Raw genomic sequence first — 23677 nt, forward strand, 5'->3', positions numbered from 1 at the left:
TCGGCCGAATCCTCAGCCGAACATGCGGTTCAGGCCCCGCAGCAGGCCCATCCGCCCCCTGTCCGGCACCGTCCACAGCGTCTGACCGCGCAGACCCCACTGCGCGAGGAGCGCGTTGGCGGCGAGGAAGCCCGTGGTGGCCGCCCGTTCCATCAGCGCGACCGGCAAGTCGGTGCGCACCAGGTCGCCCGCCAGCGTGAGGGAGGGATCCGGAGTGCGCACCCCGGGCCGGTCGGCGTATCCGCCCACGGGAAACAGCGGGCAGTCGGCGTTCCACACGTGGCACGCGTCAAGGACCTTCGCCTCGCGCGTCTCGGGGTAGACCCGGTGCAACTGGGCCAGCAGGCGCTCCTGTTGGTCCTGGCGCCGCGCGTGCGGGTCGGTGGCGTAGGCGTGCAGTTCGACGACGGAGCCGCCGGTGCGAGCGGACCATCGCGCCGCCTCGCCCTCCCAGCGCTCAAGGACGCTCACATTGTCCAGCGAGCCGTACCCGCTGGTCCCCAGAAACCCCGGGCGGTCGGCGGCCACCGGGCGATCGAGCCAGAGCCGGGAGACCAGGAACGCGGGTGCGGTGCGCAGTTGCCGCACCTTGTCCCGCCAGTCCTGGTCGGCGAGTTGCGGGGAGCGGGCGACCAAGTGCCGCAGGCCGCCGGTGTCGAGAGCCAGGACCACGGCGTCGTGGTGGCTCTCGGTGTGCCGGGTGACGACGTGTGAGCCGCCGTGCCGGTCCGGTTGGATGCTCTCGACGCCCTCACCGGTGCGGAGGTCGGCGCCGTGTCCGGCCAGGTAGCCGGCGAGCGGCTCCCACAGCGCGGCCGGGAACGGCTCGTCGGGGACGTCGAACAGCAGGCCTTCGCTGGAGCCGAGGAAGTAGATGTGGAACATCAGGGCCAGTTCGGCCGCGGAGAGGTCGTGCGGGTCGGCGAAGAAGCTGCGGGAGAAGACCTCGAAGGCCAAGTGGTGGGCGGCCTGCGGGAAACGGATGTGGTCCAGCAGATCCCGGGCGCTGATCCCGTCCAGCTGCTCGTAGACGTCGGGCACGCGGATGTCGAGGAGGGGCAGGGCCGCCCGCGCGTTCATCCGGGCGAGGTCCCGCAGGCCGAAGGTGGGGCTCTGCGCGACGAAGCCCAGCGCGCTCCAGGGGGGTGTGCGCGGGACGCGGGCGAAGCTGTCCCTCAGGCCGCCGCTGTGTTGCAGGGGGTAGTCGGGCAGGGGCGTGAGCATCCGCAGGCCCGGGTCCGCGCGCCGCAGCAGGCCGCGGAGGTTGTAGTACTGCCGGAAGAAGGCGTGAAAGCCGCGGCTCATCGTGGCCGTCGATCCGTCGGCGAGCCCCACGGGCCAGCCCGCCAGACGGCCGCCGAGCTGGTTCTCGCGTTCGTACAGGGTGACCTTGGCGCCCCGCTCCGCCAGCGCCGTCGCCGCGGCGAGGCCGGCGATCCCGCCGCCGATCACCGCGACTCGCGGCGCCTCGCCCCGCACCCGCGCCTGCCCGGCGGGCCCGTGCAGGATGCGGGCGCGCCGGTCACGTCCGCGCCGGACCGCAGGCTGCTGCCGGCCTCCGGCGGGGTTCGGGTGGGTGGGTGATGGGCGGTGACCCGGCATGGGCATGGGGGCCTTCCTCCTGTGTCGTCCTGCGTCGTCGACGGTCGGTGTGTGGTTACGGCACTTGGTCAGGCCTTGCGCTGCGCCGTTCCGCGCGAGGGTCGGCGGCGCAGCCAGAGCAGTTCGGCCGTGGTGCGGAGCATGGGGGCCACCGGGGTGTGCAGTCCGATGCGCAGGTCCTCGTCCCAGCGGGTGGCGCCGTCCAGGAAGCGCAGGAGCCGCTCCAGCGGCACGTGGCCGAAGAGACGGGTGAAGAAGTCCGCTCCGTCCACCCGGCCGGTGCCCAGGGCCCGAAGCAGGACGGCGTCCATGGCAAGCGAACGACGCGAGTGCGCGGGCGGCGCCAGCAGCTTGCCCTGCTCGTGCCAGGCGGCGGCGATGGCCCCGGCCTGTCGCTGGATGGCGGCGAAGGTGTAGCCGGTGGACGGGCGGGTCGCGCCGCCGGCCGTGCCGACGCGCAGCACCGAGGGACCTGCCCGGCGCGGAAAGCGCGCGTCCGTCATGGGAATCACGCCCTGCTCCGTCCGGCGTACCTCGACGTGCTCCAACCCCAACTGCTCGTTCACGTAGGTCCGCAGCGCCCGGTCGTAGCCCGCGTGGTCCAGAACCGTGGCGGAGAATTCCGTGTACTCCACCAGGGCCTCGTACGGGCTGCTCGGCAGGACGTAGCAGAAGGAGAGTCCGTGTCCGGGCTGGACGGTGCGGAAGTCCATCAGGTCGGCCACCCGCGGGTCGAAGACCGGCCGGTCGGCGCGCAGGAACCAGCCGCGGAAGTGCTGCAACAGGGTGGTCCGGGCGGGCGGCAGCCGGGGCAGCGGGCGGGAGTCGCACACCCAGCGGGCTCGCAGGGCCAGCGGCTGCCCTTGCGCGGTGGTGCCGCGCACCAGCGCGCCGTGCGGCAGGTCGCATACGTCGTGGACGGTGGCGGTCAGGCGCCTGACCTGCGGTGTGGCGTCGAGGCGTCGGTTGACGAAGGACTCGAACGCGGGGGAGCGGAGCATCTTGTAGCGCAGCGGTGCGGCCGAGCCGGTGACGGGCGTGCCGTCTGTTCCGCGTACGCGCAGGGTGTCCCAGCCTCCCGACGTCACGGCGTCGAATTCACCGCCGGGCCTCTCCCAGAAACACCAGGTCCGCTCCGGTGGACGCAGCGGCCCCCGCGGGGCGTCGATCAGGGTGATGGCGGGGATGTCATGGCCCGTGGCGGCGCAGAGGCGGTAGGCCAGGGACAGGCCTGCCGCGCCCGCCCCGACGATGGCGATCTCCGTGTCGTGCATCCGTCCCCTGTCTCTCCGGTGACCGCCTGCTCGGCCGGCCCGACCGGCTCCGTCGTTCTTCTTCGGGCTGTGGCGCTGCGGCGGATGCGCCGGGCGGTGTACGGGTCGGAGTCATCGGTGGGCCGGGTCGGCCAGCACCTCGCGTGCGGCCCGTGTCCCGGAGGCGAGCGCGCCTTGCACTGACCCGGTCGCCCGGTGATCCCCGCACACGTACCGTCCCGGTGCGTGGCGGGTCGTGCGGCTGAGCGGCCAGGGCGGCCGCATCGCGGGCAGCGCGTCCGGGATCGTGTAGGCGGCGATCAGCGTCCATGACGCGGTGTCCGCGCCGTACAGCTCGGCGAGACGGCGGCGTACGGCGGTCTCCGCGCCGGGCGGGTCGCCGCCGAGCACCGAGGTGGACACGAGCGCGGTGCCCGGCGGGGCGTAGGTACGGGCGGCTTCGGTGAGGACGCAGGTGTTGAGGACGGCCAGGGTGCTGTCGGTGACCAGGGTCGGTTCGTGCAGCGGGGGTGTGTCGGTGGCGTGGTAGTAGGTGGTGACGGTCCGTCCGTCGGGCACGGCGAGGCCGGGGAGCAGCCGCGCGGCCGTCCGGGTGTCGGTGGCGACGACGACCGCGGCGGCGGGCTCTTCGCGGCCGTCGGCCAGCAGGACACCGTCGTCGGTGACGGCCTCGACCGGCGTCTCCAGGCGCAGGACTCCGGTCGGCAGGCCCTCGGCGAGCTGCGCCGGAACCGAGCCGATGCCGTCGGATGGCAGGCACAGGGTGCCGCGGGCCATGCTGCGCAGGACGAGGTGGAAGAAGCGCGCGGAGGTCTCAAGGCCGGTCTCGAGGAACACGCCCGACAGGAACGGCCGCAGCAGGTGGTCGACGGTGTCCTGCGACAGGCCCGAGCGCGTCAGTGCCCGTGCGGTGGTCCGGTCCTGACCGCGGGTGAGCGCGCGGGCCGGGAGGAGGGTGTCGCGTGCGGTCAGGGCGGCGAGAGCGGCAAGGTCGCGGGCGCCCAAGGCCCGTCCGGGCAGCAGGTTGGCTGCCTCTCGCGGGCGCCGGGTCGGGTCGGTGAGCCGTACGGGGCCGGTGGGGGTGTGCGCCAGCAGGCCGGGGGTGAAGGGGCGCAGGCGCAGTTCGCGAAGGTCCAGACGTCGCTTCACCTGCGGGTAGAAGGTGTTGAACACCTGGAAGCCCCGGTCGAGCCGGAAGCCTTCGCGGCGGTCCGTGCGCATCCGCCCGCCTACCGCGTCGGAGGCCTCCAGCAGAGTGACCCGCTGTCCGGCGCGGGTCAGGTCCAGCGCGCAGGCGAGTCCGGCAAGCCCCGCACCGACGACGATCGTGCCGGGGGCCGCTTGGTTGTGAGAGGCCATCAGCTGTCTCCTCGTCTCGTTTCGCGGTCCGCTGCCGGCCCGGTGTCGCGGTCGGAGCGGGCCGACGGTGGGTCAGGATGTCATCGCCTCGCGCCGGTTCATTGCGTGACAGGCCGACGGGTGTCGTCGGTTGCCGCCGTCCGCAGAACGGCCAGGGCTTCGGCGAGTCCCGGGGGCCGTGGCAGACCGGGCACGGTTTGACCGGCCCAGCCAGGGCCGAGCGTCAGCACGAGCGGGTGCCTGCGTGCGCCGCGCACGCCCCACTGCATCGACGCCACGTGCTGGGCGAGGGGGCGGCTCGCGGTGGTGCGGGACTGGGCCCACAGCCCGACGGCCGCAGGCCCTGTCCTGCGTACGGCCTCCAGGAGTGCCTGGGTGGGCATGGCCGCGCCGAACATGCGCACGGGCAGGCCGTGTTCGGCGAGGGCGGCGGTCAGCGCCTCCAGCGGCAGTGTGTGGTTTTCGCCGGGCACACAGGCGAGCAGCGTGACGTCGGCCGACTGCCCGGCCGGAACCGGCGGGGTGCTGCGTCGCAGCGCACTCGATACGTGCCAGGACAGGAAGTGCTCGACCTCCACGTACTTCTCGCCCGAGCTCTCCCACTTGCGGCCCACCGCCTGGAGCGTCGGCATTATCACCTCCTGCCAGGCGGTGACCAGGCCGTGGTCGGCGATCGCCGCGGTGAGCAGGCCGTCCAGGGAGGGGGCATCGAGCCGTAGCGCGGCCCGGGCCAGGCCCTTGCACTCCCGGCGCGCGTCGCCGAGTTGCAGACCGATGCCGGAGCGGCCGCGCGCAGGCCCTGGCCGTTTCGGGGCGGCGGCGGGCTCCCGGGGCGGCGGCGCGCCGTCGCGTGCGATGCGGGCGGCCTCCGCCGGTGGCACACCGGTCATGGTCAGCGCGCACATCCGCTCCAGGCGCGCGATGTCCATGGCCGTCCAGCGGCGGTGCCTGCCGCTGGTGTGGCTGACGGGGCCCAGGCCGTAGCGCTGGTCCCAGGAACGCACCGTGGTGGGAGCGACGCCGAGAAGGCGGGCCACCGCGCCGGTCGACAGGCCCGCGGGTTCGTCGTGCTCGATCGGGCTCACCCGTCCAGCGTACGACGCACAACCGACGCGTGTTGCTTGCGTCGTTTGTGCGTCCAAGACTCGGGCGAGCACCGAGCCGGCGTCCGGCAGCCCGTCGGCACCCCGGCGCAGGCACGCAAGGCACCTGTCCCGCGAACGCCGCTCCGCAGGAGGAACGACCCCATGAGCGCGACCATGCAGACCTCGGAACGCCTGTTTCCGCAGGCCGGCAAGACAGTGCCGGAGGAGGAGCTGGTCCGCGGGCTCCTCGGCGCGGACGAACAGGCGTTCGCCGCGATCTACCGGCGCTGGAGTCCTCAGGTGCACGCCATGGCCGCCCGCTCACTGGGCGACGCACGCGAAGCGGAGGACGTCACCCAGCAGGTCTTCCTCGCGGCGTGGCGGGGACGGACCGGGTTTCATCCCGAACGCGGGGCGCTGGGCGCCTGGCTCGTCGGCATCACCAGGCGCAAGATCGTCGACACGCTGGCGGCACGCACCCGGCGCCTCCACCTGATCGAAGCGGCGGCCCGCTCCGTCGACTCCGTCCCCGGGGATCGCAGGCCCGAGACGACGGAGCGGATCCTGGACCGCGTGCTGCTCTCCGACGTGCTCGCAGGCCTCCCGCGGCGCCAGCAAGAGGTGCTGCGCATGACGTTCTACGACGACCTGACACAGAACCAGATCTCCGAGCGCACCGGTCTGCCCCTGGGCACCGTGAAGAGCCACGCGCGCCGCGGCCTGTACCAGCTGCGCCGCAGGATCGAAGAGGACTGAGCCCTGTCGACCTGCGACACGACGAGCCGGCCCCGGCGGACGCCGGCCGGCTCTGCGGGCTGAACCGCCGCGCCTGGCCTGCCCTTCTCGGTGCCGTCACCGCGTTCACACAGCCCCTGCACACCTTTTGGCCCGGTTCGACCGTGGCGGTTATGGTCCCCGCTGCGACAAGCCGTACCCCAAGGAAATGGAGTCTTCTCCGTGGCACCCACCGGCGCGTCGGCGTCGTACGTCCTCCAGCCCGGCACGAGCGGACAGGCCCTCGCGGCACCGGGCTGGCTGCGGGACAACGTCGGCGCTCTCATAGGCGTCCCGCTGCGCATCGTCCTGATCGTCGTCGGAGCGGCGATCGTGCGGGCGGTGGCCAAGAAGGCCATCACCCGCGTCGTCCAGCGCATCCTGCAGCCGTCCGACGGCGGGAACGAGCCGCGTCGCACCGGCCGCGGCCCGGCCGTCCTGCAGCGCGACCGTTCCCGTGCCAATGAACGGCGCGAACAGCGCGCCCGCACCATCGGCTCCGTCCTCTCCAGCGCCGTCACCATCGTCGTCGGCCTGATGGCCATGGCCATGGTCCTCGACCAGATCGGCATCGCGCTCGGCCCCCTGCTGGCCAGCGCCGGCGTGGTGGGCCTCGCGATCGGATTCGGTGCGCAGAGCCTGGTGGCGGACTACCTGTCCGGCATGCTGATCATGATGGAGGACCAGTACGGCGTCGGGGACTCCGTCGACCTGGGCGAAGCAGTCGGCGAGGTCGAGCACGTCGGCCTGCGGCTCACCCAGATCCGCGACCTGAACGGAGGTCTCTGGCACATCCGCAACGGCGAGATCCTCCGTGTCCGCAACGACAGCCAGGAATGGGCCCGCGCCGTCCTGGACATCTCCGTCGCCTATGACGCCAATCTCGACACGGTCTACAGCGTCCTGGAGAAGACCGGCAACGAGATGCGGCAGGACCCGGAGTTCGAGGGCATCCTGCTGGAGGACCCGTCCGTCTGGGGTGTGCAGTCCCTCGACGCCGACGGGGTGGTCGTGCGCCTGGCGGTCAAGACCGTCCCGCTCAAGCAGTGGGGCGTCACCCGTGAACTGCGCCGCCGCGCCAAGACGGCCCTCGACGCCGCGGGCATCGAAATCCCCTTCCCGCAGCGGACGGTGTGGATGCGTACCGACAGCGACGCCACCGCCGCCGCCGGCGGCAATGGCCACGGCAACGGCAACGCGGAAACGCCGGCAGCGACGGCAGGTCGCCGGTGAGCCGCTGACCGCCGTTCGCCGACGATCTTCAGACGGTACGCTCCTGCGATGCGTCTGATACCCGACGATCCGTTCCCCGAGATCGGCGCCCCGCTGACGACCGACGTGAGCGCGGACGGCAGCTGGATCGCCGTCAGTTGCCACGCCGCCGGTCGCAACGGCATGGAGCGGGTCGTGATCTACCGGACGAGCGACCTCGCCCTGTGGGACCAGATCGTGCTGGAGCAGGGCGTCGAGTGGCTTGGCTTCCATCCCGTCGTGCCCGTGCTCGCCGTGGGCACGGAGGACGGGGACGAGTTCGCCCTCAGGGGCGGCCTGCACCTGTACGAGCCGGAGACCCGGCGGCGCACTGATGTGGCCGTCGCCGGGGCCGGTGTCCCGGTCCTTTGCTGGCGGGACGCGCGCCGCCTCGAGGTGACGTTCGCCGAGCCGGTCATCGACTTCGAGGACCCGGGCCGAGTGACCTGGACAAGAGCCGTCGCCGAGCACGACGACTGGCACGGCGTTACCGCCGACGTGCTCGCGGCGCAGATCTCGTGGCCCCAAGTGCCGGTGAAGGCCGACGGGAGCAGCATCAGGGGGCCGCGCATCGAACAACCTGAGCGCTACCTCGCCGACCTCGCCGCGGAAAGGGGCCGCGCCTGGACCCGGCGGCCCGGAACATCCGCCCTGGAGGTGCTGAGCGACGGCCGGATGCTGGTTTCCGCACTGACCGGGGCCCTGCTGGAGTGCTGGTCCCCGCACGGCACCCTGCTCTGGTCCGTGCCGGCGCCCGACGACGCGTTCCAGCGCAGCGGCTGTCGCTTGTACGTCACCCCGGACGAGGAAAGCGTCTGGCTCCCCGTCCTGCAGGGCGACAGCGGCAACCGGCGCACCCTGCTGCGCCGGTTCGCCCTCGCCGACGGCACCGAACTCGACGAGCAGCGTTACGACTTCCCGGTCGCCATCGCCGCACGCACGGACGGTGTCTGGGTGGCCCGGGACTCCCGCGAGCTGTTCCCCGGGCCGAGGTGGCCGCCGTACGACAGCGTCGTGCTCACACCCTCCGGCCGGCGGCTTGCCACCCTGCCCCTGGGGGAGAGCGGCACCTCCTACGACTTCCGGGTGCGGCGCTCGCCCCACCTGCTCTTCCTCTATGGCGTCGGTGCCGCCGACGTCAGGACGGAACTCCTGGAGAAGTGGGTCGTGCGAGCGGGCCCCGAGGGGATCGAGCGGCTGTTCCCGTTCTCCTGGGACGACTCCCTCGGCCCCTACCTGCGCGGCGGCCCCGCCGTGTACGTCGACGACGCGGCCGGTCCGGGGATCATCCACACCTGTACGGCGCACGACGCCACCCATCTCGTACGCCGCGCCTACCCGGGCGGGGCCGTGATCTGGGCGCACCGCTTCGAGGCTCAGGTCACCGGGGTCGACGTCCATGGGGGTCTCGTCCATGCCGTGACCGGCGCCGGCTCCTGCGAGCTGCTCACGCTGCGCGCGGTCGAAGGCACGGTGGTGCGGCGCGGGACGCTCACCCTCGGCGGGCACGTCTACACCCCGACGTGCCTGAGCGCCGCTCCGGACGGAGAACTGGTGATCGGCACGGTGGAGGGGCGGCTGATCACAACGGGAAACCGGGCGGGACGTTCCGATGCCTCCTGCGGCGCGTACGCGCCTTCCTGACGCTCAGCCCGTAAGGCGCGGCGGGCCCGGACGGTGGGCCGTGGCGGTTCGACGGGAGCGCAACTCCAGGGCGCGCAGGACCAGTTCGGTGGCGAATCGATCGTCCGGTGAGGCCAGCAGGTCGCCGAAGACCTTCTCCAGGTTGCGCAGCCGGTAGCGGACCGTCTGCGGGTGGAGGTGGAGCGCGTCGGCCATCTGAAGGACGTTTCCGCGGGTGTCGAGCCACGCGCGGAGGGTCGTGATGAGCCGGTCGCGCTGGTTGGCGGTGAGGCCTGCCAGAGGGGCGAGCTGCTGCTTTGCGAGCGCCGATACCAGGCCGGGATCGGCGAAGAGCGAGAGGGCCACCAGATGGTCCCGGCAGTGGATGTAGGGGGCGCCGCCCTCCAGGATGCCCGCCTCGGCGAGGCTCAGGGCTCTTCGGGCCCAGCGTAAGGATTCCGCGGCGTCGGCCAGCGGCACGGTCAGGCCCACGGCCGCGCGGATGGTGTGCGGGGCCGCGTCCATGAAAGCGCGGCGGTGCTCGTCGACGGGGCCCGGGATCAGGGCGTGCGGCAGCGAGGAACTCAGGTCGACCAGGACGTCCTCGGCGACGGCGCCCCGGTCGGGTCGGCCGTCCGTGCTGAACGCGATCGGTGTGACCTCGTCGGGCAGCTGCCACTTGGCGCGCTCGGCGAGTTCGACGAGGGTCGCCCGGGGGACGGACACGTCCGACAGAAGGTGCTTCAAGAGGCGCTGGCGCTGGATGTCCTGGCCCTGCTCCATCTCGGCCCGTGCCTCTTGGTAGCCCTCGCGGGAGACCTCCATGAGGTTGTCCACGTAGGCCAGCAGGGCGTCGGCGAAGGAGAGCATCAGACCGGCCGGCAGGTTGAGCCGCCGCAGCATCCCCTTGGCCCGGTTGAGGGCGAGCCGGGCGCCGAGCCGGAAGATCGCCTGCATGGTGTCCAGGCTGCGGCCCTCGTAGGCCTCGAAGCGGCCGAACATGCGGCACACCTTGTCGCGTTGCACGGTGGAGGTGTCCGGGGCGGCGACCTGATCCACGAAGCTCGTCAGGTTGTGCTCGACAATAAGATGTACGGCCCGCGAATAGGGGCCGTCGAGGACTTCCGCGTACTCGGGGTAGGAACGGTGGATCTCGTCGATGACTTCCTGGATGAGCCCGGGAAGTTCGGGTCGCATGATCGCGGCGAACTCGCGAGGGAGAGCAGAGGCCGGATGTCCCGCATCCCCCGCCTTTACTGCAGTAGTCATGGAACTCCCCTAACTCCACCCGTGATCGAAACCGCTGACCGGCAGTGGCTGGAGACGGAACCGATCCCCGACGAGTGCGGTGGAGCCGGCCGGCAGCGGGTCACCATTGATCTCGGCGCTCTGGAACCCCTGGCACCGTAGACCATGGACAGCCGGTGTGCACCCTGCTCATCGCTCTCTTTCGGTCAACGACGTTCCGCTGGTGAGGTGTTCAGGGCGCCCCGCCCGAGCAGGGTCCGTCAAGGGGTCGGGCACGGATTACTCACCTGCGTACGAAGCCGTTCCCGGATTTGCTGTACCAGGGACAAGGAAATGCCTGGTCTTTCCGGTCCGGGGGGCTTTTCCAATTCGGCCGTTGCGCCGCTCAGTTACCCGTGCGTAAGGTCCGATTCGAAAGTCGAACAAGAAGCAGATCGGGCCTTATTGGACGGTATTGCCCGGCGCCTGCTTCGGTCCTCGGGGCGCGGACGCCCCTTCGCGCCGGTGGTCCCGGCTTCCCCGGACCACACGAGGACCACACCATCGGACCCCGCGGCGGCCCCCCTGCCGCGGGGTCCGCCCTCTGATCGGAGAGCAGCGATGACTGGTGCCCTGAGCGGCCGGCGCACCGCACGAGTGGCCGCGGTCGCCGTCGTGGCGTGTGTGCTCGGCCTGCTGCCCGGTTCGGGATCCGCCGCGCGGGATCAGCGGGAGGCCCGCCTCACGGCCGCGTACGACTGCACGACGCCCTCGGGCACCCGCCGGGCCGAGGTCGCCTTCGGCGCCACGTTTCCCGGGCGCGGCGCGATCGGCAAGCCGATCACACCCACGGCGGTGAGCGTACGGGTGAGCCTGCCGAGCCCGGTCGTGGCCGAGCTGCTGCCGGAGGGGACGACATCGGTCGCGGGGACGGCCGTGCTGGCCACGACGGTCGCCCAAGGGCGGGAGCGGGCGGTGGCCCGATGGGCGGACCTGGCTTCCCCCGAGGTGCGGATGCCCGCCGGGGGCCTCGTCGGGATCGGCTTCAGCGGCGACGTGCCCCATGTGACGGTCGGCTCCGCGGGCGATGTGACCTTCACGGCCGGGAAGCTGGACCTCGCCCTGACTGCCGCCGCCGGTCCGGACACCGGCGATGCGGGCGCGCGGCCCGCCCCGGCCGAGCTGACCTGTACTCCGGCCGGGGGCGCGGACACCTTGCTCGCGGCTGTCCCCGTCGAGGCGCCCGCCCCGGAGCCCCCGGCGCCGGCCACCGGCTCCGCCGGCCCGGAGAGCGATACCCCGCGCGACACTCCTGAGGGCATCGACGCCGGGACCCGGCCCCGCGCCGCCGCGGACGCCTGCCCCGCGCAGCCGCCCGCGGGCAAGCTCGACCCGAAGCGGCTGCCGCCGGTGCCGCCGGGCGGGGCGGCAGAGGAGCTGGAGCCGACCTCGATGTGCGCGGTGCCGGCGGGTTTCGCCACCCTGCGCAAGCTGAAGAGTTCGGCCCTGGTCAACGACCCGCGCGGGCAACGGGTCGGGCTCATGCATCTGGCGATGCGCATGCGTGAGGTCAGGGCGCCCGATTACGTGGAGTACGACCACCTGGGCCTCATGCAACTGCCCGACACCGAGGGCACGTTCCTCACCTTCGGCTTCCAGCCCACCACCGCCAAGGTCCGCTTCGAGCCCGAACCGGCCACCATCGTCAACATCATCAGGCCGGGCAAGCCGCCGGTGACCAAGGTCGGCTACCGCCAGCACCTGCGCCTGTACGACGTGCGGGTCAACGGGGTGCCTCTGGACGTCGGGCCCCGGTGCCGCACCGTGCGGCCGGTCGAGACGGAGCTGACCGGTAGCTATCCGGTCAGCGAGGGCGGGCTGCTTGAGGGCGAGTTGGACATCCCGGCGCTCGGCGGGTGCGGCACGAACGGCGAGGACCTGGACGCGCTGCTCTCCGGCGCGGTCTCCGGTCCCGGCAACGCACTCAAGATCCGCCAGGGACGCGTCTGCGGCGCCGGATCGACCTGCAAGACACCGCAGGTCCCCGACCTCTGATCGCCCGGCGGGCCGCGAGCCGGGGCCCGGGACCTGAACCGTGAGCAACCCCGAACTCTGAGCAAGGAGGTGCGATGGGAGTCGAAGTGGTCGTCGAAGGACTGACCAAGTCGTTCGGCAGGCAGAACATCTGGCAGGACGTGACCCTGACCCTGCCGCGCGGTGAGGTCAGCGTGATGCTCGGCCCGTCCGGCACCGGCAAGACGGTCTTCCTGAAGTCGATCGTCGGCCTGGTCCGCCCCGAGCAGGGACACGTCTTCATCGACGGCGTGGACATGGTCAACAGCCGTGAACGGGACGTGTACGAGGCCCGCAAGCTGTTCGGCCTGATGTTCCAGGACGGCGCGCTCTTCGGCTCGCTCAGCCTCTTCGACAACGTCGCCTTCCCGCTGCGCGAGCACACCCGCAAGAAGGAAACGGAGATCCGCCGCGTCGTCATGGAGCGGCTCGAACTGGTCGGCCTCGCCGGCGCCGAGAAGAAGCTGCCCGGCGAGATATCGGGCGGCATGCGCAAACGCGTGGGCCTGGCCCGGGCCCTGGTGCTCGACCCGCAGATCATCCTGTGCGACGAGCCGGACTCGGGGCTCGACCCGGTGCGCACGTCGTACCTCTCGCAACTGCTCATCGACATCAACGCCGAGATCGACGCGACGATGCTCATCGTCACCCACAACCTCGACATCGCGGCGACCGTCCCGGACAACATGGGAATGCTCTTCCGCCGCAACCTCGTGACGTTCGGACCCCGCGAAGTGCTGCTGACCAGCCAGGAGCCGGTGGTCGAGCAGTTCCTCACCGCGCGCAGGGCGGGCCCCATCGGCATGTCCGAGGAGAAGGACCAGGCCACCTTGGACCTGGAGGCCGCACACGGCATCATCGCCGGACCCGCCACCGAGCGCACCATCGTGCCGCAGCTGGCACCCACCCCCGGACTGCCCGAGCGGCAGGCGGTGCGCCGGCGCCGGGAGCGCGTCCAGGGCATGCTGCACGACCTGCCGCCCGCGGCACGCCGCGCCGTCGAGGCAAGCCTCCGGGAGCAGGACGCCCCCACGCTCGCCGCGCCCCGGGTGGTCAGAGGAGCGGCCACATGAGCGCGCCCCCCGTGCCACGCCGGCCGCTGCCGGGCCTCGGCGTGCTGCGCGAGATCGGCCACCTGTTCGCGCTCGCCGTCAGCGTGCTCCGGCTGATCTTTAAGCGGCCCTTCCAGTGGCGGGAGTTCGTCGAGCAGTTCTGGTTCATCGCGAGCGTCACGATCCTGCCCGCGATGCTGGTGACCATCCCCTTCGGAGCGGTCATCGCCCTCCAGGTCGGCTCCCTGATCGAGCAGTTCGGCGCCCAGTCCTTCAGCGGCGGCGCCAGCGTCCTGGTCATCATCCAGCAGGCGAGCCCGCTGATCGTGTCCCTGCTCATCTCGGGCGTCGCGGGGTCCGCGATCTGCGCGGACCTCGCATCGCGGACCACCCGCGAGGAGCTCGACGCCATGCGGGTCATGGGTGTCTCGCCCGTCCAGCGCCTCGTCGTGCCGCGCGTGCTCGCCGTCATGCTGGTCGGGGTGCTCCTCAACGGCCTGGTCTCCGTGGTGGGCATTCTTGGCGGCTACTTCTTCAACATCGTGATGCAGAACGGCACTCCGGGCGCGTACGTGGCCAGCTTCTCCGCCCTCGCCCAACTGCCCGACCTCTACATCAGCGAGTTCAAGGCGCTGATCTTCGGCTTCATCGCCGGAGTCGTCGCCGCCTACCGCGGCCTCAACCCCAAGGGCGGGCCCAAGGGCGTGGGGGACGTGGTGAACCAGTCCGTCGTCTTCACCTTCCTCATCCTCTTCTTCGTCAACATGGTCCTGACGGCCGTCTATCTCCAGCTCGTCCCCCCGAAGGGGCTGTGACCCATGGCCCTGACGGAACGCGGCGGCAAGAGCCGCGCCTTCGCCTGGCTGGACCGGCCCGGCGACGAACTCCTCTTCTACCTGCGGGCGCTGTTCTGGATCCCGCGCGCCGTGCGCCGCTACCCCAAGGAGATCCAGCGCCTCCTTGCCGAGGTCGCGTTCGGCAGCGGCGGCCTCGGGGTGATCGGCGGCACCGTCGGCGTGATGATCGGCATCACCGTCTTCACCGGCACGGTCGTCGGACTCCAGGGGTACGCGGCGCTCAGCCAGATCGGCACCGACGCGTTCACCGGCTTCGTCTCCGCCTACTTCAACACCCGCGAGATCGGCCCGCTGGTCGCCGCCCTTGCGCTGTCCACCACGGTCGGCGCCGGGTTCACCGCGCAACTCGGCGCGATGCGCATCAACGAAGAGGTCGACGCCCTGGAGAGCATGGGCGTGCGCTCCACCCCCTTCCTCGTCAGCACCCGCATCGTGGCCGGCGCGGTCGCCGTCATCCCGCTCTACGGCATCGGCCTGCTCGGCTCCTACCTGGCCTCACGGGCCACGACCGTGCTGTTCAACTCGCAGTCCACGGGCACCTACGACCACTACTTCAACCTGTTCCTGGTCCCCACGGACGTGCTCCTGTCCTTCCTCAAAGTGCTGATCTTCAGCGTGCTCGTGATCCTCGCGCACTGCTACTACGGCTTCCGCGCCTCGGGCGGACCCGCCGGGGTCGGCGTGGCCGTCGGCCGCTCGGTGCGCACCGCGATCGTCCTCATCAGCGTCACCGACTTCTTCCTCAGCCTGGCCCTGTGGGGCGCCACGACCACGGTGAAGGTGGCCGGATGAGCGCCCCGCCGAAGATCAGGCCCCGCCCGGTGGCCATGCCCGCCGTGCGCACGCGCCCCACCGAGGGCGCCGTCGCCCGCCGCAGACGGCTGGCCGGAGTGGTGTACCTCGTGGTGCCCGCCCTGCTGGTGTGGCTGTCGATCGCCGTGTACGAGAAGGAGTTCACCGACTCCGCGACCGTCGTCGTCGAGACGGGGCGGGCCGGCAGCGAGATGCACCCCAGCGCGGAGGTCAAGCTGCGCGGCGTCGTCGTCGGCGAGGTCGAGAAGATCGAGACGGGCGGTCGCACCGCGCGGCTCACCCTCGCCCTGCGGCCCGACAAGATCGGCCGGGTGCCGTCCGACGTCCGGGCCCAGCTCCTGCCGACCACCCTGTTCGGGCAGCGGTACGTGGCCCTCGTACCGCCCGAGAACCCCTCGGCGCGCCCGCTCGCCGCGGGCAGCGTCATCCCGCAGGACCGCAGCCGCAGCGCCGTCGAGCTGGAGCAGGTGCTCGACAATCTGCTGCCCCTGCTGACCGCCGTGCAGCCGCAGAAGCTGTCGGCCACGCTGTCCGCCCTCGCCCGGGCCCTCGAAGGGCGGGGCGAGAAGATCGGCGAGTCGCTGGTGGAGCTGAACGGCTACCTGAAGGACTTCAACCCCCATCTGCCGTCCCTGAACCGGGACATCGAGCAACTCGTCGAGCTGAGCGACACCTACGCCGACGCCGCCCCCGATCTCGTGGACGCGCTGCACGACGCCACCACCACCAGCGCCACCATCGCGGCGCGACGGGCCGAGCTGTCCACGCTGTACGCCTCCGTCACCAGCAGCTCCCGGGAGACCGGCAGCTGGCTGCGCGGCAACCGGGCCAACCTCATCCGGCTGACGGGCACCAGCCGCCCGACGCTGGAGATCCTCGCGCGCTACGCGCCCGCCTTCCCCTGCACCCTGAGCACGGTCGCCGACTTCGTGCCGGCGATGGACGCCGCCCTGGGCAAGGGCACCGACCGGCCGGGCCTGCGCGTCGACGTGCGGGTCGTGCCCTCGCGCGGCGCCTACGCACCGGGCCGGGACACGCCCCGCTACGACGCGGGCGGGGGGCCGCGCTGCTACCCCGTCCCCTATACGGGCGGCTCGTACGCCGCGCGGCAGAGCACGGCCACCACCCTGAGCGGAGTGTCCGGCGGGCTCGGCGTGGCCAACTCGCCCCAGGAGAACGACCTTGTCACCGAACTTCTCGCCGCACCGGACAAGGACCGGCGCGGCGCCCTGCCCGACTGGTCGAGTGTGCTCGCCGGTCCGGCCTTCCGCGGAGCGGAGGTGAGGCTGAAGTGAGCGGACAGCGCAGCCTGACCGGACCCGCCGTCAAGTCGCTGATCTTCGTCGTGGTGACCGCGCTGGCCACCACCGTGCTCGCCCTGAGCGTCTCGGGCGGCGACGCCGGAGGGACCCGCAGCTACAAGGCCTGGTTCACCGACGCCACCGGTCTCAACGAGGGCGACTCGGTGCGCGTCGCCGGAGTGGAGGTGGGCCGGGTGTCATCCGTCGAGATCGTCCAACGCCGTTACGCACAGGTCGAGTTCACGCTGGACGGGGAGCGGCGGGTGCCGGCCTCCGCGACGGCGTCCATCAAGTACCTGAACATGCTCGGGCAGCGCTTCGTCGATCTGGGCCGCGGCGCCGGACCGGTCGGCCGCACCCTGCGGCCGGGGCAGACCATCCCGCTCAGCCGCACCACCCCGGCACTCGACCTGACCCAGCTCTTCAACGGATTCCAGCCGCTGATGCAGGGGCTTTCCCCGAAGGACACCAACGAACTCGCGGGGTCGATCGTGCAGGTCCTCCAAGGCGAGGGCGGCACGGTCGAGAGCCTTCTTGGGACGGTCGGCTCGCTGACCACCACCGTCGCCGCGAAGGACCGGGTGATCGGGGAGGTCATCAGCAACCTCAACCGGGTCCTCAAGGCGGTCAACACCCGTCAGAAGGGCTTCACCGAACTCATCGGCACGGTCGAGAAGCTCGTCTCGGGGTTCGCCGACGACCGCAAGACCGTCGGGCGGTCCGTCGACTCGCTGGCCAAGCTCAGCGTGAGCACGGCGGACCTGTTCGGCAAGGGCCGGGCGCCCCTGAAGGACGGCATCCGCGATCTGGGCCGGGTGTCCGCGACCCTCGCCGACAACGAGCCCCTCATCGAGAACTTCCTGGAGAAGACACCGCGGAAGATGGCCGCCGTCTCCCGGATGGCCTCCTACGGCTCCTGGCTGAACCTCTATCTCTGCGAAGCGAAGGTCAGCGGTGTCTCGACCTACGACGACAGCCCGCCGCCGACCGGACTCGCGATCAAGGACGCGAGGTGCCGCGCGTGAGACTTACGTACATCAAGCTCCCCGGCGGGAAACTGCCCCGACTGCGGCGCCCGCGCCTCAAACCCGTCAACGAGCGCAACCCGGTGACCGTCGCCCTGGCCGGACTGCTCGCCATGACCCTCATCGGGCTGCTCGCCTACAACGCCGAATCGCTGCCCGTGATCGGCGGCGGCACCCGCTACACCGCCGACTTCAGGGATTCGGTGGGCCTCAAGGCGGGCGACGAGGTGCGGATCGCGGGCGTACGTGTCGGCAAGGTGGAGGACGTCGCCCTCGACGGCCCCAAGGTGAAGGTCACCTTCGAGGTGAAGGACGCCTGGATCGGCGACCGCAGCACCATCGGCATCGCCGTCAAGACCCTCCTGGGCGCCAAGTACCTCGCGGTCGATCCGCTCGGCAGCCGCAGACAGGACCCCGGCAAGCGCATCCCGGTCCGCCGCACCACCTCTCCGTACGACGTGATGGAGGCCTTCAACGGTCTGAGCCGCACGACCGGCGCGCTGGACGAGGACCAGCTCGCCAAGAGCTTCAAGGCCGTCTCCGGGGCCTTCGAGAAAACCCCGCCGCACGTCCGCAAGGCCATGAAGGGCCTGAGCGCGCTCTCCCGCACGGTCTCCACGCGCAACGACGAACTGGCCGAACTCCTGGACGGGTCAGCGCAGTTCACCACGTCCGTGAACAGCAAGAAGACCCAGTTCGAGCGGCTGCTGGACAACGGCAACCTGCTGCTCGAAGAGGTACGCCACCGCCGTAAGTCCATCCACGCGCTGCTCACCGGCGCCCGCGACCTCGGCACCGAGATCGGCGGGCTCGTCGACGACAACGAACACCGGTTGGGGCCCGCGCTCGCCGCACTCGACCGGGTCACCGGCGTGCTGTCCAAGAACCAGAAGAACCTCGACAAGGCCCTCGCCGCCGCCGGACCGTACTACCGGCTCGTCGGCAACTCCCTGGGCAACGGGCGCTGGATGGACGGCTACCTGTGCGGCCTGGTCCCCAAGGACTATCTGCCCGCGGGCACGGGCCCGGCAACCGGATGCATGCCGCCGAAGAAGGGAGGCGGACGCTGATGGCCCGCTCCCAAGCGCAAGCCCGCACACAGGCGCCGGCGCGCTTACGCGAACGCGCGCGGCCCGGGCTCGGCGAGCGGATCGCGGATGCGACCGGGGCCCTGTGGGGCAGGCGGCTCGTGGTCATTCTCGTCGCCCTCGTGCTCCTCGCGGCGGGCGGGATCGCAGGCGTGACGGCCCTGGCGGGCGGCGGGGACGGCAAGCACATCACCGCCTACTTCGACCGGGCCGTCGCCGTCCACGAAGGATCCGACCTCAAGGTGCTTGGCGTCCGTGTCGGCAGCGTCGACGAGATCCGGCCGCAGGGCAGGCAAGTACGGGTGCGGCTGACCATCGACGAAGGAGTCGAGGTGCCCGCCCACGTGCGGGCCGTCGTGGTCGCCCCCAGCGTGGTCTCGGGACGGTTCGTGCAGCTCAGTCCCGCCTACAGCGGGGGCCCGCAGATCCGCGACGGCGCCGTCATCAGCGCCGAGCACACCGCGACCCCCGTCGAGGTCGACGAACTGCTCAAGAGTGTCACCGAGTTGAGCGACGCCCTGGGCCCCGACGGCGCCAACAAGGACGGCGCCCTGGCCGGGCTCGTGGAGACCGGGGCGAAGAACCTCGACGGCAACGGCAAGTACATCGGCGACACCATCCACCAGCTCGGCGGCGCCTCCGCCGTCCTCAACGGCAACAGCGGCGACCTCGTCAAGACCGTCGAGCAGCTGCAGGAGTTCATCAGCATGCTCAAGCGCAAGGACGGTCAAGTGGCGCGCGCCGAGCAGCAGTTGTCGGAGGTCGCGGGCTTCCTCGCCGCGGACAAGGACGACCTCGCCGGCGCCCTCAAAGAGCTCGGTACGGCGCTGGGCCAGGTCAAGGGCTTCATCAGCGACAACCGGGGCCGCCTCAAGTCGAACGTCGACAAACTGGCGAGCCTCACCCGCTCCGTCGTCGAGCAGCGGGCCTCCGTGGCCGAGGCCCTGGACGTCCTGCCGCTGGCTGCCGCCAACCTCGACCAGGCGTACAACCCGCGCACTCGCACCATCGACGGCCGCGCCAACATCAACGAACTGGCCGGCGCGACCGGCAACCCGTCCGGCGCCGCCGAGGATCTCGTCGCCGTCCCCGAAAAGCGGGTCAAAAACCTGCCCGCGCTGCCGCTGCCGCCGGTGGGCACCGTGTACGGCACGGCGGACAACGCCGGGGGAGGCCGGCCATGAAGCGCCGCACCGCACGCATCGCGATGAGCCTCTCCCTGACCGTGGCCCTGGCCGGCCTCGCCCTGGGCGCCGGCGGCCTGCCGGACTTCGACGGCCTGCAGGATCTGCCGCTGCCCGGCGGAGCCGACCTCGGCGACCATCCGTACGAGATCACCGCCGAGTTCCAGGACGTCGTCAGCCTCTTCCCGCACTCCGCGGTCAAGGTCAACGACGTCGCCGTCGGCCGCGTGACCCGGATATCCCTCGCCGACAACGGCTGGGCCGCCCGCGTCACCCTCAAGGTCAACGGCGGCGTACGACTGCCGGCCAACGCCTACGCCAACCTGGAACAGTCCAGCGTCCTCGGCGAGAAGTACGTCCAGCTCGTCGCCCCCACGGACATGCGGGCCCGACCCGACCTCCAGGACTCCGGGGCGGGCACCACGGCGGCGTACGCCGGCAACCAAGGCCGGCTGCGCGACGGCGACGTCATCCCGCTCGCCCGCACCAACCGCAACCCCGAGATCGAGGAAGTCTTCGGCGCCCTGTCGATGGTGCTCAGCGGCGGCGGCGTACAGCAGATCCAGACCATCTCCCGCGAACTCAACAAGGCGCTCGGCGGCAAGGAAGGCGAAGTGCGCTCCGTGCTGCGGCAGATCAACACCACCGCGAAGAGCCTCGACAAGAACAAGAAACACATCACCGCCGCCCTCGACGGCATGAACCGGCTCTCCACCACCCTCGCCACCCGGGACCGCAAGATCGGCGACATCCTGCGCGACCTGCCGCCCGGTCTGAAGGTCCTCAGCGACCAGCGCTCCTCCCTCGTCGGCATGCTGCGCGCCCTGGACTCGCTCTCCACGGTCGCCGTCGACACCGTCGACCGCACCAAGGACGACCTCGTGGCCGACCTCAAAGCGCTGGCCCCGGTCCTGAAGAACCTCGCCGACTCGGGCGCCGACCTGCCCGAATCGCTACAGGTGATGTTCACCTACCCGTTCACGGACGAGGTGCTCAGCGGAGTCAAGGGCGACTACCTCAACGTCTACCTGAAGATCGCCGCGGCGCCCGGCACGGAGATCGTGCCACCGGTCCGCGGAGGCGGCGGCACCGCCACCCGCTCGTCCCTGCCGCTGCCCGCGGTCACCGGAACCACGGGAGGCGATTCCTAGTGCTCACCCGCTCCACCCACCTCAAGAACATCGCCTTCCTCGTCCTCGGCGTGTTCGTCCTCGCCTACATAGCAACGACGTACGCCGATCTCGGGCGGTACGTGGGCGCCCGCGACTACTACACGGTGCGGGTCCAACTCGCCGAGACCGGCGGCCTGTTCAGTCACGGAAACGTCACCTACCGGGGCGTCGACGTGGGCCGCGTGGAAGCCGTCGAGTTGACCGACGAGGGAGTCGAGGCCCGCATCCGCATCAAGGAAACGGCCTCGAAGATCCCCAGCGACCTGGACGCCAGGGTCGCCAACCTCTCGGCGGTCGGCGAGCAGTACCTCGACCTGAGCCCGCGCACCGACGACGGGCCCTACCTCGCCGACGGCTCGGTGGTCCCGCGCGCGGCCACCCGGACTCCCGCACCGGTCACCGACGTACTCACCAGCGTCGACCGGCTCGCCTCCTCGGTGGACACCACCGCACTGCGCACCCTCGTCGACGAGCTCGGCAAGAGCTTCGAGGGGCGCGGCCAGGACCTGCAGATCCTCATCGACACCAGCAGCGAATTCATCCGGGCCGCCAGGAAGTCACTGCCCGCCACCACCAGACTCCTCATCGACGGCGAGACGGTCCTGCGCACCCAGAACGAGCAGTCCGCCTCCCTGAAGTCCTTCGCGGACGGCACCGCCGAACTGGCCGCCCAACTGGAGAAGTCCGACCCCGACCTGCGCCGCCTCATCGCCCGGGCCCCGCAGGCGGCCACCCAGTTCACCGCGCTGCTGCACGACACCGACCCCGGTCTGAGTGTCCTGCTCGCCAACCTCGTCACCACCTCCGAGCTCCTGGTGACCCGCCAGCGCGGCACCCGCGAACTGATGGTGCGCATCCCGCAGGTCGCCTCCGCCGGAGCCACCGCCGTCGGCCCCGACGGCGTGCGCTTCGGCATGATCACCACCTTCTTCAAGCCGCTGCCCTGCACCGCCGGATACGGCGGCACCACCTACCGCAACGGCCTGGACACCTCACCGGCCCCCGCCAACACCGAGGCGGCCTGCACCGCCGGCCCCGGCAGCGGCCAGAACGTACGCGGCTCGGGCAACGCACCGCGCGGCGGCGTGCCCGAGCCCGCCCGGCCCGGAGCGGGCAATCCCGCACAGAGCCGGACGCCGTCCAACAGCCCGGACGACCTGGGCGGACTGCTCGGAATGGGGGAGTCATGACCGACACGGGAGCCGTGAGGCGGCGGAGCGCGTGGTCGGCCGCACTACTGGCGGGGTCGCTGTTCTGCGGCTTCGCGGGATGGACGTACGCGCACACGCGGGCGGACGACGATCTGGCCTACGCACGCGACCGTGACAGCGCCCTGGACGCCGCCCGTCGGCACATCGCGGTGCTCAACACCATGGACGGCCAACACGTACGGACCTCGCTGCGCGCCTGGACCAAGGCGGCGGACGGGCCGCTCGCGGACGAACTGCGGCGCACGGGCGACGACAGCGCCAAGGTCCTCGAACAGGAGGGCACAAGCACCCGCGCCACGGTCACCGACGCGGCGGTCACCGCCCTGGACAGCCGCGCGGGCACGGCGAAGGTCATCGCCACCGTCCGCGTCGAGGTGACCGCACGCACCGGCAAGTCCACCACCGACCGCAAACGCTTCGAGGCGGGCCTCGACGACAACGGGGCGGGCTGGAAACTCAGCTCGCTCAGCGCGGTCCCGGTCGCAGCGGAATGAGAGGGCTCACCGGATGAGAGGGCGCGGACGAATGAGGAGACGCAGATGATCGCCGGACTGAAACCCCGGCGTGCGGCGCAAGCCGGCACAGCCGCGACGGGCAGGGACGCGGACACCGAGGAACAGCCCGCACGCGGTCGCCGCGCGGGGCGCAAGGGCCGCACGCTGCTCGCCCTCGTCCTGGCCGCGCTGCTCCTGACCGGCGGCACACTCCTGGTCCTCGCCGACCGGACCGCCCACGCACCGGGCGCCGCCAACCAGGCGCTGACCGACGGCGAGCAAACCCGCCGGGTCATCGCGGACATCAGCGACGCACTCACCACCGTCTTCACCTACACGCCCGACGACCTGGCCACCACCGAGCGACGCGCACACGACGTCCTGCGCGGCAAGGCGGCCGAGGACTACCGGGCCCTGTTCGGCAAACTCCGGCGGCAGGTCACCAAGCAGAAGCTGTCGCTGACCACCCGGGTGGTACGGGCCGGAGCCGTCGAGCTCACCGGCGGCAAGGCGCGGCTCCTTGTCTTCCTCGACCAGCGGGCCAAGCGCGAAGGCGCCAAGGCGACCACCGCCGCCGCCCAGCTCTCGATCACCGCGCGCCTGGACGACGGCCACTGGACGATCACCGACATCAAGGCCCGCTAGGACACCACCGGAGAGGGACATGGCACGTACGACATTCCGGCACCGTACGAAACTCTCGCTCGCGTCCGCGGCGGCAGCCCTCGCCCTGGGCTTCGCCGCCTGGACAGGGTCGTCCTGGTACGCGGCGGCCCACGACGACTCCGCGCACTTCGCGCGGACCCGTGACGAGGTACTCGCGGCGGGCGAACAGGCCGTCTTGAACATGAACACCCTCGACCACCGCGACCTCGAGCGTGGCCTCGACGCCTGGGAGCAGTCCGCCACCGGAGACCTCCTCGACGAACTGCGCGAGGGCAGAGTCGAGTTCGAGAAACAGGTACGCACCGCGCGCACGGTCACCACGGCCGATGTGCTGTCCGGAGCCGTCACCGAACTGGACGAGCGCGAGGGCCGGGCAGGTGTCCTGATCGCCGTGCGGATCACCGTCGACCCGCCGAAGAAGAAGCCGAGCACCAAGGAGAGCCGGCTGCTCGGCGAGCTCACCCGCACCGGCGACGGCTGGAAACTGAGCGGGCTCGGCCAGGCCCCCGCCGGCGAGACGCCCACCGACACTCCGTCCGACTGAGG

The 23677-nt window shown here is 71.4% G+C and carries 21 protein-coding genes; 16 read left to right on the forward strand and 5 right to left on the reverse strand.

Translation table 11 applies throughout. The annotated features are described in order from the left end of the window. Positions 1–12: 12 nt before the first annotated feature. From IE226_RS02400 to IE226_RS02415, 4 genes are all read right to left on the reverse strand, one after another. A complete protein-coding gene (locus IE226_RS02400; RefSeq protein WP_229870344.1) occupies positions 13–1608 on the reverse strand; it encodes an FAD-dependent oxidoreductase in 1596 nt (531 codons plus the stop codon). A gap of 62 nt (positions 1609–1670) precedes the next feature. Continuing rightward, complete coding sequence (locus IE226_RS02405) at positions 1671–2876, reverse strand: lycopene cyclase family protein (RefSeq protein ID WP_190079223.1); 1206 nt, start codon at positions 2874–2876, stop codon at positions 1671–1673. 111 nt (positions 2877–2987) lie between these two features. Then, the gene (locus IE226_RS02410) at positions 2988–4235 is read right to left on the reverse strand and encodes an NAD(P)/FAD-dependent oxidoreductase (protein WP_190079224.1); all 1248 of its coding nucleotides are present in this window, start codon (positions 4233–4235) and stop codon (positions 2988–2990) included. A gap of 98 nt (positions 4236–4333) precedes the next feature. Continuing rightward, on the reverse strand, positions 4334–5320 hold the full coding sequence (locus IE226_RS02415) for a MerR family transcriptional regulator (protein ID WP_190079225.1): 987 nt from the start codon (positions 5318–5320) through the stop codon (positions 4334–4336). Positions 5321–5482: 162 nt separating this feature from the next. Between IE226_RS02415 and IE226_RS02420 the strand changes: the two genes are divergently transcribed. From IE226_RS02420 to IE226_RS02430, 3 genes are all read left to right on the forward strand, one after another. Beyond that, positions 5483–6076 (forward strand): RNA polymerase sigma factor, encoded by a 594-nt coding sequence (locus IE226_RS02420; RefSeq protein ID WP_190079226.1) that lies wholly within the window; start codon positions 5483–5485, stop codon positions 6074–6076. Between the two features lie 201 nt (positions 6077–6277). Continuing rightward, a complete protein-coding gene (locus tag IE226_RS02425) occupies positions 6278–7327 on the forward strand; it encodes a mechanosensitive ion channel family protein (protein WP_190079227.1) in 1050 nt (349 codons plus the stop codon). Between the two features lie 48 nt (positions 7328–7375). Then, entirely contained in the window at positions 7376–8989 is a 1614-nt protein-coding gene (locus tag IE226_RS02430; protein ID WP_190079228.1) for a hypothetical protein, read from the forward strand. 3 nt (positions 8990–8992) lie between these two features. Here IE226_RS02430 and IE226_RS02435 read toward each other — a convergent pair whose 3' ends face one another. Further along, complete coding sequence (locus tag IE226_RS02435) at positions 8993–10237, reverse strand: PucR family transcriptional regulator (protein WP_190079229.1); 1245 nt, start codon at positions 10235–10237, stop codon at positions 8993–8995. Between the two features lie 579 nt (positions 10238–10816). Here IE226_RS02435 and IE226_RS02440 point away from each other — a divergent pair. The 13 genes from IE226_RS02440 to IE226_RS02500 all read left to right on the forward strand — a co-directional run bounded on the left by IE226_RS02440 (position 10817) and on the right by IE226_RS02500 (position 23675). Beyond that, positions 10817–12250 (forward strand): DUF6801 domain-containing protein, encoded by a 1434-nt coding sequence (locus IE226_RS02440; protein WP_190079230.1) that lies wholly within the window; start codon positions 10817–10819, stop codon positions 12248–12250. Between the two features lie 74 nt (positions 12251–12324). Beyond that, positions 12325–13341, forward strand: a complete 1017-nt coding sequence (locus IE226_RS02445; RefSeq protein ID WP_190079231.1) for an ABC transporter ATP-binding protein — start codon at positions 12325–12327, stop codon at positions 13339–13341. After that, positions 13338–14135, forward strand: a complete 798-nt coding sequence (locus tag IE226_RS02450) for an MlaE family ABC transporter permease (RefSeq protein ID WP_190079232.1) — start codon at positions 13338–13340, stop codon at positions 14133–14135. Before IE226_RS02445 ends, IE226_RS02450 begins: the two co-directional genes overlap by 4 nt. A gap of 3 nt (positions 14136–14138) precedes the next feature. Then, entirely contained in the window at positions 14139–14969 is an 831-nt protein-coding gene (locus IE226_RS02455; RefSeq protein WP_190079233.1) for an MlaE family ABC transporter permease, read from the forward strand. Between the two features lie 35 nt (positions 14970–15004). Further along, positions 15005–16285, forward strand: coding sequence for an MCE family protein (locus IE226_RS02460; RefSeq protein WP_190079561.1), 1281 nt, complete (start codon positions 15005–15007; stop codon positions 16283–16285). Beyond that, positions 16282–17316 (forward strand): MCE family protein, encoded by a 1035-nt coding sequence (locus IE226_RS02465; protein WP_229870346.1) that lies wholly within the window; start codon positions 16282–16284, stop codon positions 17314–17316. Before IE226_RS02460 ends, IE226_RS02465 begins: the two co-directional genes overlap by 4 nt. Continuing rightward, positions 17313–18386 carry an MCE family protein gene (locus IE226_RS02470; protein ID WP_268251269.1) on the forward strand — a complete coding sequence of 358 codons (1074 nt, stop codon included), beginning with the start codon at positions 17313–17315 and terminating at the stop codon, positions 18384–18386. Before IE226_RS02465 ends, IE226_RS02470 begins: the two co-directional genes overlap by 4 nt. Continuing rightward, positions 18386–19588, forward strand: a complete 1203-nt coding sequence (locus IE226_RS02475) for an MCE family protein (protein WP_190079234.1) — start codon at positions 18386–18388, stop codon at positions 19586–19588. The genes IE226_RS02470 and IE226_RS02475 overlap by 1 nt, the downstream gene beginning before the upstream one ends. Continuing rightward, on the forward strand, positions 19585–20739 hold the full coding sequence (locus tag IE226_RS02480) for an MlaD family protein (protein ID WP_190079235.1): 1155 nt from the start codon (positions 19585–19587) through the stop codon (positions 20737–20739). Before IE226_RS02475 ends, IE226_RS02480 begins: the two co-directional genes overlap by 4 nt. Next, positions 20739–21950, forward strand: coding sequence for an MlaD family protein (locus tag IE226_RS02485; protein WP_190079236.1), 1212 nt, complete (start codon positions 20739–20741; stop codon positions 21948–21950). Before IE226_RS02480 ends, IE226_RS02485 begins: the two co-directional genes overlap by 1 nt. After that, positions 21947–22465 carry an Rv1363c family protein gene (locus tag IE226_RS02490; protein WP_190079237.1) on the forward strand — a complete coding sequence of 173 codons (519 nt, stop codon included), beginning with the start codon at positions 21947–21949 and terminating at the stop codon, positions 22463–22465. The genes IE226_RS02485 and IE226_RS02490 overlap by 4 nt, the downstream gene beginning before the upstream one ends. A gap of 45 nt (positions 22466–22510) precedes the next feature. Further along, complete coding sequence (locus IE226_RS02495) at positions 22511–23110, forward strand: hypothetical protein (RefSeq protein WP_190079238.1); 600 nt, start codon at positions 22511–22513, stop codon at positions 23108–23110. Between the two features lie 19 nt (positions 23111–23129). Continuing rightward, positions 23130–23675: an Rv1363c family protein gene (locus tag IE226_RS02500; protein WP_190079239.1), complete on the forward strand. Its 546-nt coding sequence runs from the start codon at positions 23130–23132 to the stop codon at positions 23673–23675. Positions 23676–23677 lie beyond the last annotated feature (2 nt).

Origin of the sequence: Streptomyces longisporoflavus, from assembly GCF_014649775.1 — a bacterium.
GTDB lineage: Bacteria > Actinomycetota > Actinomycetes > Streptomycetales > Streptomycetaceae > Streptomyces > Streptomyces longisporoflavus.